Annotated in this window: 10 protein-coding genes; 3 read left to right on the top strand and 7 right to left on the bottom strand. The window is 63.3% G+C overall.

Features of this window, described 5'->3' with window-relative positions; all coding sequences use genetic code 11:
- Window positions 1–105: 105 nt before the first annotated feature.
- The 4 genes from M2267_RS09735 to M2267_RS09750 all read right to left on the bottom strand — a co-directional run bounded on the left by M2267_RS09735 (window position 106) and on the right by M2267_RS09750 (window position 3131).
- Window positions 106–1440 carry a M23 family metallopeptidase gene (locus M2267_RS09735; RefSeq protein ID WP_429114269.1) on the bottom strand — a complete coding sequence of 445 codons (1335 nt, stop codon included), beginning with the start codon at window positions 1438–1440 and terminating at the stop codon, window positions 106–108.
- Window positions 1441–1544: 104 nt separating this feature from the next.
- Complete coding sequence (locus tag M2267_RS09740; RefSeq protein WP_043614454.1) at window positions 1545–2372, bottom strand: ferritin-like domain-containing protein; 828 nt, start codon at window positions 2370–2372, stop codon at window positions 1545–1547.
- 8 nt (window positions 2373–2380) lie between these two features.
- On the bottom strand, window positions 2381–2848 hold the full coding sequence (locus M2267_RS09745; RefSeq protein WP_205238748.1) for a peroxiredoxin: 468 nt from the start codon (window positions 2846–2848) through the stop codon (window positions 2381–2383).
- Between the two features lie 55 nt (window positions 2849–2903).
- The gene (locus M2267_RS09750) at window positions 2904–3131 is read right to left on the bottom strand and encodes a hypothetical protein (protein WP_429114270.1); all 228 of its coding nucleotides are present in this window, start codon (window positions 3129–3131) and stop codon (window positions 2904–2906) included.
- 127 nt (window positions 3132–3258) lie between these two features.
- Here M2267_RS09750 and M2267_RS09755 point away from each other — a divergent pair, with 127 nt between their 5' ends.
- A complete protein-coding gene (locus M2267_RS09755; protein WP_429114272.1) occupies window positions 3259–6651 on the top strand; it encodes a DUF3971 domain-containing protein in 3393 nt (1130 codons plus the stop codon).
- Window positions 6652–6800: 149 nt separating this feature from the next.
- Here M2267_RS09755 and tyrS read toward each other — a convergent pair whose 3' ends face one another.
- Window positions 6801–8054, bottom strand: a complete 1254-nt coding sequence (gene tyrS, locus M2267_RS09760) for a tyrosine--tRNA ligase (RefSeq protein WP_429114274.1) — start codon at window positions 8052–8054, stop codon at window positions 6801–6803.
- 100 nt (window positions 8055–8154) lie between these two features.
- On the opposite strand from tyrS, the gene M2267_RS09765 reads away from it, so the two are divergent.
- Window positions 8155–9276 (top strand): anhydro-N-acetylmuramic acid kinase, encoded by a 1122-nt coding sequence (locus tag M2267_RS09765; RefSeq protein WP_429114276.1) that lies wholly within the window; start codon window positions 8155–8157, stop codon window positions 9274–9276.
- A 140-nt stretch (window positions 9277–9416) separates the two neighbouring features.
- Entirely contained in the window at window positions 9417–10616 is a 1200-nt protein-coding gene (locus M2267_RS09770; protein WP_429114278.1) for a diguanylate cyclase, read from the top strand.
- Window positions 10617–10627: 11 nt separating this feature from the next.
- On the opposite strand, the gene M2267_RS09775 is transcribed toward M2267_RS09770, so the two are convergent.
- The gene (locus M2267_RS09775) at window positions 10628–11446 is read right to left on the bottom strand and encodes an alpha/beta fold hydrolase (protein ID WP_429114280.1); all 819 of its coding nucleotides are present in this window, start codon (window positions 11444–11446) and stop codon (window positions 10628–10630) included.
- A gap of 207 nt (window positions 11447–11653) precedes the next feature.
- Window positions 11654–12331, bottom strand: coding sequence for an alpha/beta hydrolase (locus M2267_RS09780; RefSeq protein WP_043614433.1), 678 nt, complete (start codon window positions 12329–12331; stop codon window positions 11654–11656).
- Window positions 12332–12438 lie beyond the last annotated feature (107 nt).

Consider the following 12438-nt stretch of genomic DNA (forward strand, 5'->3'; position numbering starts at 1 on the left):
AGCTGAACGCCACTGAAAGTCAAGAAATCCAGCACGTTGAAGCAGTAAAAGGTAAATAGTGGCGAATCTGTCGCATTTCTTGTCAAGCAGAACCGCGCGGCAGCGTCAGTTCATATAGCTCGCAAGCTTGGTGCTCGCATCCAGAAACCGCATGGGATCCACGGCCTCGCCGTTCAGCCGGATTTCATAGTGGAGGTGCGGCCCGGTGGAGCGCCCGGTGTTGCCGGACTTGGCAATGACTTCGCCAGCCTTCACCTGGTCGCCGGCCTTTACCAGCACCGTCGAAAGATGGGCGTAGCGCGTCGCCACACCATTGCCGTGGTCGATTTCGACCATGTTTCCATAGCCGCCGGTCAGCCCCGCATTGGTCACCGTTCCAGGCGCTGCCGAGCGGATGCGGGTGCCGACCGTCGCGCGAAAGTCGATGCCGGCATGCAGCGCGAGGCGCCCGAGAAACGGATCAAGCCGGTTGCCGAAATCGCTGGTGATGTCGCTGGCCGGCGAGGGATTGCCGAAGGGCAGCTTGCGAACCTCGGCGCGCGTGCGGTCGAGTTCCAGGAGCGCGGTATCGAGTGCTGCAAGCGAACGGCCGAAATCGTCATCGTTCACGGGTTCGACGAAGGGGCCGCCGATCGCGGTGTCGGCGGACGTGGATATGTCATTGACCGGGATCATCTCGGCGACATCGTCGGCGGGCAGGTCGACACCGGCGCGCCCGACGATCGAGCGAATCGCACCCGACGTCTTCGCCGCGCCGTCCGTCAACTGCTGGACCCGCGCCATCTGCTCGCGCTCGACATCCTTCAGCGAGAGCGTGACTTTCGAAAAAATCCGGTCAGCCCGGTCGGAACTTGATTCGCCGGCATCGGGTGCCGCATAGGCGAGGGCAGGGACGGCCGCGGCACCGACCGGCGCAACGTTCAGCCCCATCAGCTTCTCGATTGCCTTCACACCACCGCTGCCGCTCGCGTCGGCGCGTTTGTCATAGGCAAGCGGCTCGACGGCCGCGGGCGCGTCGGTTGCGGTCGTCACGCCGGAATTTTCGGCTCTTTCGACCAGGGCGCCGAGCTTCCCGTTGCGCGAGGTCAGCGCCATCTGCTGGCGCAGCAGCTTCTCGACCTTTTCCTCGACCACCTGCTGGTCAAGCAGTTGACGGCTGGTGACCCGATCCACCTGCGCGCGTAGCGCCGTGATCCGATCCTCGTATTCGTGCTGCATGCGCGCCTGGCGGGCAATCGTGCCGCCGATCAGGTCGTCGCGCAAAACCAGGTAGGAGGTGGCCGCGAGATAGCCGATGCTGCAGACGCCGGCAAAGGAGACGGCGATCGCCGCCATCCACGGACGCACGGTCATGTGCCGGACCTTGTCGCCGCTGGCCAGGATCAGGACGTGATTCTGCTTGCGTTTTCCAAAGGTACGATTTGCCTGATGTCCAGACACCCGTTCTCTCCCGCCATGTGCGCGTTGCCTCGCATCACCTGGGGATCATTACACTTTGTTAGGGTTAACAATCGGTAAGCAAGATTGCGGGAAGGTGATGGCCGCTATCGATTGGTCGAAGCGGTCATCGAGCGGTAGAAGGACGGCGTCAGGCCGGCCTCGGCGCGGGCGATGTCGTTGAACGGCGCTTTCAGGGGACCGCGGAAATTGGCGCGCACCAGCGCCTGGAAGGTCGCCGCCGGGTCCTTCTTCTCGCGGGCGCAGAGAAAACGGAACCATTTGGCGCCAACGGCGACGTGGCCCTTCTCGTCCTCATAGATGACATCGAGCACGGCAGCGCTCTCGAAGTCGCCGGTTTCGCGCATCTTGGCCTGCAGCGCCGGCGTCACATCGAGACCGCGCGCTTCGAGAATGAGCGGCACGACGGCGAGCCGCGCCGTCAGGTCGTTGCGCGTATCGTGCGCCGCCTGCCAGAGGCCGTCATGGGCGGGCAGGTCACCATAGTCGGCGCCGAGGTCGTTCAGCCGCTGACGGACCATGCGGAAGTGTTTCGCCTCTTCGAAGGCGACGCGCATCCAGCCGTCGAAGAAGGAATTGGGCACCGGCTCGGTCGCAAAGCGGGCGACGATATCAAGGGCGAGATCGACGGCGTTCAACTCGATATGGGCGATCGAGTGGAGGAGGGCGATTCGGCCCTTGAGCGAACCGAGGGACCGTCGTTTGACCTGGGTCGGTGGCGTCAGCACCGGCTTGTCGGGCCGGCCCGGGCGTACCGGCACCGGCCGGTCGAGCGGCGAGCGCAGCGACAGCGTGCGGCGCTGCCAGCGACGCGCCGCTTCCTGCGCAAGCGCCGTCTTGACCTCGAGGTCCGCGGCGCGGATCGCTTCGACGGCGCCGCCCCGCAGGCTGTGAAACACGGGCAACTCGCTCATCGGCGGCCTCAGATCGCCTTTGCGGCGTCGAGGACCTCGCGGGCGTGACCGTCCACCTTCACCTTTTCCCAGACCTTGACGACGACACCGTCGGCGCCGATCAGGAAGGTGCTGCGCTCGACGCCCATATATTTGCGCCCGTACATCATCTTCTCGACCCAGACGCCATAGGCTTCGACCACTGCCTTCTCCTCGTCGGCGGCAAGCGGCACCGTCAGGTTGTGCTTCTTGGCGAAGCGGTCGTGCTTCTTCACCGAATCGGGCGAAAGCCCGATCAGGGCGATGCCGGCTGCGGCGAATTCGTCGGCCAGCTCCGAAAACGAGATCGCCTCGAGCGTGCAGGCCTGCGTGTCGTCCTTCGGATAAAAGAACAGAACGACCGGACGGCCGCGCAGGGCCGAGAGCGAAACCGTACCGCCGCCGTCACGCGGCAGGGTGAAGTCGGGAGCGACATCTCCGGGAGCGGGTCTTGCCATGATTAAACCTTCCTTCCGCCAAGTTTTGCAGACAATCGCGCACTACTGCATGTTTTCATTGGTCTTTGCCGACCAGAGGGCAAAACGTGCAGTGCTCAAGGTAGTCGAGCGCCATTTGCGCGCCACAGGGCACGCGATGCTCTTGGGCATAGCGAAAATCGTCGACCGCCGTCCAGCGCATTTGTGCTAGATTCGACAGGTTTCGGACGGCATGGGCCGCTACGAAACGTTGCAATCGCCTGCGCGCGCGAATTCCATCGCAGGTGGTCGCTGTCCACAGCATGGTCCCGCGTCCCTTGGTGACTCGGCACGATGACATGTGGTCTACAGAAGCGAGAAGTGGTCGCCCCGTACCGTGAGAGACGAAGGGTGGCGACGAAGCTCGTATCGAACGGAGGACGTCCGCGCTGATGAGTGAGATCCGCGGCGAAAAAGTCGGCTTTCGCAAGAAAGACATCGTCGCGTTGCATGCGTTGCCTTCAGCGCAGGCGCACGAACCCATGATCGTGCACGCGCCGCGCAAGAACAGAGCCGCGCGCGTCTGCGCCAAGATCGCACTGCTGATATCGCTGCTCGCGCTTTCCATCGCCGCAATCCTCATCGTCGTCATCGAAAGCGGAATGATGGACAGCACGCTCAATGCGCGCGCCCGCACCGCACTCAATGCAGCACTCGGCGACACCTATCGCGCCGAGGTCGGCAGCACCGTCGTGCGCATGACCGCAGGCGGCGCGATTGCGCTGAGGGCCCGCGAAGTGGCGCTCAGCGAAGCCTCCTCCGGCCAGCCGGTTGCCAAGCTGCGTGCGATCTCGATCGCGCTCGACCCGCTGGCGCTGATGACCGGCCGCATCGCCGTCTCCAATCTTGAGGCGGAAGGCGGCGACTTCGATACCGGGTTGCTGCCGCGCGGCGAGCCGCTCGATCTGACCAAGATTCGCATTGCCGACGTCGGCGATGCACTCGAAGCAATCTTCTCGCACGTCGATCGCATGTCGCAGATGGCAGCCGGCCGCGGCAGCCAGAAGGTCACGCTCTCGGATTTCAGTTTCTCCGTCATCGGCTCCCGCGATCGCATCGTGCCCATCGTCGCCAAGGCGCTGGAGTTCAACCGCGATTCTGGCGGGTCGATGAGCGTCAAGGGCAGCGTCACCGTCGATGGGGTGGACGTCGAACTCAGCGCCGACGCCCTCGGCGACAAGGGACACATGACCGGCTTCGAGGCGTCGGTCACCAATCTGCCGCTCGCGCCCTTCTTCTACCATGGCAAGGTTGGTTCGGAGCCGCCCTTCGGCGTCGTCGCGTCGGCCGGTCTGTCGCTGAAGGCGACGCGGGCCGCCGGCAACGCGAAACCGGATCTGCGCGTAACGGTGCGCACGTCCAAGGGCGAGTTCCACGCAGGCAACCTCATCTCGACCCTCAATGCCTCGCAAATGGACGTCGCCTACGACTTCGAGCGCTCGTCCGTCGAGATCCTGCCGTCGTCGGTCAAGATCGGCCGTTCGATCTTTCCGTTCACCGGGGCGATCATCGACCTCGACAAGATTGCCGGCACAACGGAGACCGGGTTTGCCATTGATCTCCTGCTCAAGAATGCAAGCTCCGCCCCGGAAGACGTCGCTGACGCGCCGCTGATCTTCGATGCCAAGGCAAATGGCCGCTTCGTGTCGGACAAGCGCCAGTTGATCTTCGACCAGCTCGCCGTGTCGACCCCGCTCGGTTCGATGTTCGGTTCGCTTTCCGTCGCCTTCGGCAAGACCTCGCCACAGATCAGCTTCGCTTCTGTCAGCGATCGCATGGAGGCGACCGCCGTCAAGCAATTGTGGCCGTGGTGGCTCGCCAAGGGCGCGCGCCGCTGGGCGATCGCCAACCTCTTCGGCGGCACGGTTACCAATGCCCGCATCGAAGTGTCGGTCGCAGAGGGCCGGATCGCCAACAATGAAGGCGAGCTCAAGCTCGACGAGCAGGAGCTCAATATCAATTTCGACATCGACGACACGCGCATCAACATTACCGGCGAGATACCGCCGCTGCGCGACACCTCAGGCAAGTTCAAGTTGAGCGGCCAGCGGATGACGGCGGAGATCGAGAAGGGGACCGCCTTCTTCCCGTCGGGACGCTCGGTCGCGCTCAACGGCGGCGACTTCATCCTGCCCGACGTCTATACGAAACCGCTGATGGCGGAGATGAAGATCGAGGTCGGCGGCAACGCCGATGCGATCGCCGAGCTCGTCAGCTACAAGCCGATCCAGGCGCTGCAAAAGACCCCCCTGCTGCCGGAAGATTTCAGCGGCCCCTTGACGGCTGTCGTGGGCGCCCGTTTCGGCCTGATCTCGGATCAGAAGCCGCCGAAGCCGCTCTATCAGGTACAGATGCAGCTCGATAAGGTCACCGTCCAGAAGGCCATGTTCGGGCGCGCAGTGGAGGATCTCGTCGGCACATTCCGGGTCGATAATCAGCAGGCGGTCCTCGATGCGGATGCCCGCATCGAAGGCGCTAAGGTCAAGGTCGCGCTGACGGAACCGGTCGATTCCGGTTCGACCGTCAAGCGCTCGCGCGAGATTTCGGGCTCGCTGGAGCAGGGTGTCTGGCAGAAACTGATACCGGGTCTTTCTCGGATCGTTTCCGGGCCGATCACGATTGACGTTGCAATAGACGAGGCGAGCCGGCAGACGGCAGAGATCGACCTCACGAAAGCCCAGCTCTCACTTCCCTGGATCGGCTGGAGCAAGGGCGTCGGGATCCCGGCCGAGGCGCAGTTCATGTCCTCGATGGACGGCAAGATCGCAACGATCAGCAATTTCGCGCTTGCCGGCGACGGCTTCGGTGCGCGCGGCAAACTGCAGATCGACGATGGCGGTCTTCTCTCTGCGGATCTCGACAATGTCCGCTTGGCGCAGGGTGACGACTTCAAGGTCTCCGTCGACCGCAACAGGGGCGGCTACACGGCGTCGCTCTCCGGAGCTGCAGCCGATATCAGGCCGATCCTGGCGCAATTGAAGACCGGAAGCGACCAGAACCAGGGTGGTGGCGACGACATTGCCATCAAGGCTCAGCTTGGTCGTGTCACCGGCTTCAACGGCGAATCGCTGTCGAACGTCAATCTCGTCTACGGCGAACGCGGACGCCAGATCGAGGACGTCAACCTCTCGGCTGTCACGAGCAGCGGCCAGGCGCTGGTTGCCCGGCTCGCCAAGGCCGGCGCCGACAACACGCTGGAACTGACCACGGGCGATGCCGGCGCGCTGGCCCGGTTTGCCGATATCTATCAGAACATGCGCGGCGGCCTGCTCAATCTGAAACTGCGCGATCGCGGCGGCCGTTCGTGGCGCGGCAGCGTCGATATCCGCAAGTTCCAGCTCGTTGGCGAACAGCGCCTGCAATCGATGGTGTCGACGCCAACCGGTGCCGACGGCCGAAGCCTCAACCAGGCCGTGCGCCGCGACATTGACGTGAGTTCGGCCCGCTTCGAACGCGGCTTCGCGCAACTGGCGCTCGACCGCGGCGCGATCCGCGTCGATGGCGGCGTGCTGCGCGGGACGGATGTGGGCGCGACCTTCCAGGGAACGGTGCGCGACAACAACGGCATCATGGACATGACCGGCACCTTCATGCCGGCCTATGGGCTCAACCGCATCTTCGGCGAACTGCCATTGATCGGCGTGCTGCTCGGCAATGGTCGTGACCGTGGCCTGCTCGGAATCACCTTCAAGCTCAACGGCCCGTTCAACCAGCCGAAGCTGACGATCAACCCCTTGTCGATCATCGCGCCGGGCGTCTTCCGCAGCATCTTCGAGTTCCAATAAAAAAGCCGGCGCACTGCATGTTCCTTAAGTCGTTGCCGATTTAAGGACAAAACATGCAGCACTTCAAAGTTCTACAGCGACCTTTGCGCGTCTTAACAGACGCGCTGCGCTGTAGGGCCGGCCTTTCTCATTCTTGGCTGACGCCCCGTTTAGGCCGGGCGCACCAGAATGTGTTTCTTCTTGCCAAGCGACAGCTTCACGACATTGTCGGCCGTCACGTCGCCGGTGCCGATGACCCGGCGCTCGTCGCCGACAGCTTCATCGTTGATCCTGACGGCACCGCCCTGGACATGACGACGGGCTTCGCCGTTGGAGGCGGCAAGGCCTGCGCGCACGATCAGCGTCAGCAGGCCGAGGCCGGCTTCGAGTTCGGCGGTCGGGATGTCGACCGACGGCAGGTCGGCGGCAAGCGCGCCTTCCTCGAAGGTCTTGCGGGCGGTCTCGGCGGCCTGCTCGGCGGCCGGACGGCCGTGCAGCATGGCGGTGATTTCCGTCGCCAGGATCTTCTTGACCTCGTTGATCTCCGAGCCGCCAAGCTTGGAGAGGCGGTCGATTTCGGCCATCGGCAGGGTCGTGTAGAGCTTCAGGAAGCGGGTGACGTCGGCATCCTCGGTGTTGCGCCAGTACTGCCAGAAGTCGTAGGCCGACAGCATGTCCGGGTTCAGCCAGATGGCGCCGTTGACCGACTTGCCCATCTTGGCGCCCGACGAAGTCGTCAGAAGCGGCGAGGTCAGCGCGTAAAGCTGCTCTGTGCCCATGCGGTGGCCGAGGTCGATGCCGTTGATGATGTTGCCCCACTGGTCCGAGCCGCCCATCTGCAGGCGGCAGCCGGTGCGCTTGTGCAGCTCGACGAAGTCGTAGGCCTGCAGGATCATGTAGTTGAATTCGAGGAAGGAAAGCGACTGCTCGCGATCCAGCCGCGTCTTGACGCTGTCGAAGGACAGCATGCGGTTGACCGAGAAGTGACGGCCGACATCGCGCAGGAATTCGAGGTAGTTGATGCCAAGCAGCCAGTCGGCGTTGTTGATCATCAACGCGTCCTTCGGGCCCTCGCCGTAATTGAGGTAGTTGGAGAACACCGTCTTGATGCTGGCGATGTTGGCGTCGATCGTCGCCGGCGTCATCAGCTGGCGCGCCTCGTCCTTGAAGGACGGGTCGCCGACCATGCCTGTGCCACCGCCCATCAGCGAGATCGGCCGGTGACCGGTCGCCTGCATCCAGTGCAGCATCATGATCTGGATCAGGCCGCCGGCATGTAGGCTCGGCGCCGTCGGGTCGAAGCCGATATAGGCCGTCACGGTTTCCTTGCGGAACAGTTCGTCCAGGCCAGTCTCGTCGGAGATCTGGTGGATGAAGCCACGCTCGCTGAGGGTGTGAAGGAAATCGGACTTGAAACCGGACATGATCTGTCTCTCTTGCGGGGGGAGTTTTTGAACGAACGGGCGTTTAGCACTGTTTTTGCGCATAATCACTTCAAAAGTGATTCTGGAAATATTGACCCGCATGACACAGACAAGAACCGCGATCGGCCTGATGAGTGGCACAAGCATGGATGGCATCGACGTCGCCCTGCTTCGAACGGATGGGGAGACCGTCGTCGAGCGCGGTCCATCCGCCGGCTTTCCCTACGATGCGCGTTTTCGCGATCGCTTGAAGCAGGGACTGGTCGACGCGAAGGCGATCACGCAACGTGACCAAAGGCCGGGCGCCCTTGATGCGCTTGAGCGCGACCTGACGCTGCGACACGCAGAAGCGGTCAAGACCTTCCTCAAGCAGAACAGCCTGTCTGCGGCGGATATCGACGTGCTCGGCTTTCACGGGCAGACCGTGCTGCATCGCCCCGACGAGGCTCTGACGGTACAGATCGGCGACGGTGTGCTGCTTGCCGGAGAAACGGGCATCGACGTCGTCTACGACATGCGCGCCAACGACATGCAACATGGCGGGCAGGGCGCCCCGCTGATCCCCGCCTACCACGCGGCACTGGCGCGTGGCGCGGCCGGCCTTGCAGCCCCGGTTGTCTTCGTCAACATCGGCGGCATTTCCAACCTGACCTTCATCGGCGGAGGCGAGACGCTCATCGCCTATGACAGCGGCCCCGGCAACACGCTGATCGACCAGTGGGTCGAAACGCATGCGGGCATTCCCTTCGACCAGGGCGGCATGATCGCCAGCGAGGGAACGGTGCTGCCGGCGCTTGCCGAGCGCTATCTCTCCAATGCCTTCTTCACCGCGGCCACACGCCGCTCGCTGGACCGGAACGATTTTGCACCGCCGGCTGGAAGCGACGCTGGTCTCGCCGACGGTGCCCGCACGCTAGCCCATGTCACGGCGGCAGCGATCATCAAGTCGGCCGGGCACCTGCCGCAGCGGCCGGCCACCTATGTCGTCTGCGGCGGCGGGCGGCTCAATCCGGTGATCATGCGCGACCTCGCTTTACTTGCCGAGGAAGAGGCCGCGACGGTGCTTGCGGCGGAAGCCGTGGGCTTCAACGGCGATTCGATGGAGGCCGAGGCCTGGGCGTATCTCGCCGTCCGCTCCTTGCGCGGTTTGCCGCTCACCTATCCGGGAACGACGGGCGTGCGGCAGCCAGTCAGCGGCGGCCGGCGCGCGGCGAAAACTTAAAGTTGATCTCGCGTTTCGCCATGAGTTCGTCACCCGGACGGATTAATCAAATTTTCGCAACAGCGAATTAGGATCTCAGCCGCTGCCACAGGAGGTGGCGAGGAGCGGCTTGGTGCCGCACGAGGGTTTCGGGTTCTTCGATGGGTGGTGCGATTTCTCTGCTGGCCGTGAATTTCATCATCGCGCAGATCTTCACAGCCGCATTTCTCATCATTGCCGCAAAGAGCCGGCAGCGGCGTGCGGCGCTCTGGTGCGCCGCCGGATTTGCCGTCGCCTCGCTTGCAGCCGTCTGCGAAGCCATCGTTCCTTTTTCCGCGACCCCGCGGCTCTTTGCCATCAGCGCCTTTGCCTGCGTACTCGGCGGCTTCTGTCTCCTGCGGTTTGGCCTCGGCCTTTTCTATCAGGTGCCGGTGCGCCTGCCGCTGCTCGGCGCCTTCTTCGTTGCCGGCGTTTGCCTGGATCTGACGATCTACGACCTGCCCAGAGGCACCTGGCAGCATGCCATCCCGTACCAGGCGCCCTTTGTCGTGATCCAGGCCTGGACGGCATCGGTCGTCCTGCGTTCCGGCCGCCGCACCTTCTTTGACTGGCTGCTGTTCAGCCTGCTGGCGCTCTCGGCCGCCTATTACTTCGTGAAGATCTATGCTGCGGTCGTCGCCGGCTCTGGCGCGACGGCCCAGGACTACGTTTCCAGCCCCTTCGCGCTCATCTCGCAGGCGTTCGGTGCGATGCTCATTGTCGGTGCCGGTCTTTCCATGCTCGGCGTCATGGTCAAGGAAATCGTCGACGACGCGCAAGCGCGCTCGGAAATCGATCTGCTCTCCGGCCTCTACAACCGCCGTGGCTTCATCGAGCGGGTCATGCCGCTGCTGCACGCCCGCGCCACCCAGACACCCGGCACACTCATCCTTGCCGATCTCGACCGCTTCAAGCTGGTCAACGACACCTACGGCCACCTCACGGGCGACGAAGTCATTCGCCGGTTCGCCCGGGTGCTGATGGACGTCATGCCGAACCGCGCCGTTGCCGGCCGTCTCGGCGGTGAAGAGTTCGCGGTGTATCTGCCCTGCACGGATCTGTCGGAAGCGCGCGTCGTCGCTCATGGCATGCGTGCAGCGATCATGTCCCAGCAGATCGGCGGTCTTCCGGAAGCCGCACGGGTGACGGCAAGCTTCGGCGTCACGGCCGTCGGTACCGGTGAGGCGCTGGAGCCCGTGATACAGCGCGCCGACGAGGCGCTTTACACGGCGAAAGCCAACGGTCGCAACCGCGTCGAATGCGCCGAAGCACCGACCACGGTCGTCAATCCCAGCGTTCCGCACTGGATCGGGCGATCATAGGCGACTGGCGTCTAGGCGATGCATTTCTCTCGGAGAAACCGGAGGATGTCTTCGGTGAACTGGGCCGGGTTCTGCAGTAGCGAAAAATGGCTGACCTCAGGCTGAATCAACAGGCCGGCACCCGGAATGTTGTCGGCGATGAACAGGGTGTCGTCGCGTTTGATCGCTTCCTCATGGTCCCCGTCCACCACCCAGACAGGGATCCGGATTTTCTGAAGGTCGCTGGCGGTGATGTTCGGCTGCGACGTCCACATCGCATTCATCTCGCGGAAGAAGGTCGTAAATCCCCCTGGCGTTGACGACCGCAGGGCGTACTCTTCGCCCGTCCGCGCGATATAGGCGTTGAAGACTGCGCTCTTGGACAGATCGTGTGTTCCGGACGGATTGCTGTTCGCCCCGAAGGAAAAGACACCGGCTATGAGGTCCGGATGTCGAATCGCCAGCAGGAGCCCGATAATCGCGCCGTCACTCCAGCCGACAATGGACGCCTTCGACAAGGTCAGGTGCGCCATCAGTGCCATGACATCACCTGCCATCAGATCATAGCTCATGCTCCCGCTACCCCGGGAGCTGCGTCCGTGGCCGCGGCTGTCCATCACGATGACCTCATAGGTCTTGGCAAGCTCGGCGACCTGAAGCCCCCAATAGTCGGAGTTGCCGAGCCCGCCATGGAGTAGAATGACGGGAGCGCCCGAACCGTAGACCGCATACCAGATCCTGGCGTCCGCGACCTCGACAACACCGTCTTGACCGCCGGCCGGAAGCTGTGGAGTGGCGGGCAGGGTTAGCCACCTCGGCGAGGACGCCGACCCATTCGACACCTGCGACATGGCTCCCCTCCTGTGAACACTGCTCGGCTCTGCCCCGACCAAACAGCCTAGACTTGCACTATACGCCGATCGCACGGCGCTGAAACTCACCCTGTCGGGTGAGCCCTATCGCGGCCCTCAGGCGCACGACCACTGGGCGCATTTGTCCATAAAAAAAGCCGCGCACCCGAAGGGATACGCGGCGTTTGTGTACTTTGGTCCGGGTCTCTAGCGGATGCGCTTGGCGGCCGGCTCCGGCGTCAGTTCGCCGTTGAGGCGACGGTCGAGGTAGTCCTCGCATTCGCCCATCAGGCCCTCGACCTGGCCATTGAAGAAGTGGTTGGCGCCCGGCACGGTCTTGTGGGTGATGAGAATGCCCTTCTGGGCCTTCAGCTTCTCGACGAGACCGTTGACGTCCTTTTCCGGCGCGACCTTGTCGGAATCGCCGTTGATGATCAGGCCAGAGGACGGGCAGGGTGCCAGGAACGAGAAGTCATAGATGTTCGGCTGCGGCGCGACGGCCATGAAGCCCTCGATTTCCGGGCGGCGCATCAGGAGCTGCATGCCGATCCAGGCGCCGAAGGAATAGCCGGCGACCCAGCAGCTCTTCGAATCCGGATGCAGGCTCTGCACCCAGTCGAGCGCCGAGGCTGCGTCCGAGAGCTCGCCGGCGCCATGGTCGAATTCGCCCTGGCTGCGGCCGATGCCGCGGAAATTGAACCGGAGCGTCGTGAAGCCGCGCTTCTGGAACATGTAGAAGAGCTGGTAGACGATCTGGTTGTTCATCGTGCCACCGAACTGCGGGTGCGGGTGCAGGATGATGGCGATCGGCGCGCTCTTCTGCTTCGAAGGCTGATAACGGCCTTCGAGGCGGCCGGCGGGTCCGTTGAAGATGATTTCGGGCATTGGCTCTCCGGGAGTGTTCCTGGTTCGAATCTTGGGTTCAGATCGCGATGAGTCTTGACGAAAGCAGTCAGCTTTTCTAAAACCTAGTTTAGAACCGTTCAAAACTT

Source organism: Ensifer sp. KUDG1 (assembly GCF_050434285.1).
In the GTDB taxonomy this organism is placed as follows: Bacteria; Pseudomonadota; Alphaproteobacteria; order Rhizobiales; family Rhizobiaceae; genus Ensifer.

Coding starts and splice junctions, on each gene's coding strand:
- M2267_RS09770 (WP_429114278.1), top strand. CDS start 9,417: ATGGGTGGTGCGATTTCTCTGCTGGCCGTGAATTTCATCATCGCGCAG.
- M2267_RS09740 (WP_043614454.1), bottom strand. CDS start 2,372: ATGAGCGAGTTGCCCGTGTTTCACAGCCTGCGGGGCGGCGCCGTCGAA.
- M2267_RS09755 (WP_429114272.1), top strand. CDS start 3,259: ATGAGTGAGATCCGCGGCGAAAAAGTCGGCTTTCGCAAGAAAGACATC.
- M2267_RS09745 (WP_205238748.1), bottom strand. CDS start 2,848: ATGGCAAGACCCGCTCCCGGAGATGTCGCTCCCGACTTCACCCTGCCG.
- tyrS (WP_429114274.1), bottom strand. CDS start 8,054: ATGTCCGGTTTCAAGTCCGATTTCCTTCACACCCTCAGCGAGCGTGGC.
- M2267_RS09750 (WP_429114270.1), bottom strand. CDS start 3,131: ATGCTGTGGACAGCGACCACCTGCGATGGAATTCGCGCGCGCAGGCGA.
- M2267_RS09775 (WP_429114280.1), bottom strand. CDS start 11,446: ATGTCGCAGGTGTCGAATGGGTCGGCGTCCTCGCCGAGGTGGCTAACC.
- M2267_RS09780 (WP_043614433.1), bottom strand. CDS start 12,331: ATGCCCGAAATCATCTTCAACGGACCCGCCGGCCGCCTCGAAGGCCGT.
- M2267_RS09765 (WP_429114276.1), top strand. CDS start 8,155: ATGACACAGACAAGAACCGCGATCGGCCTGATGAGTGGCACAAGCATG.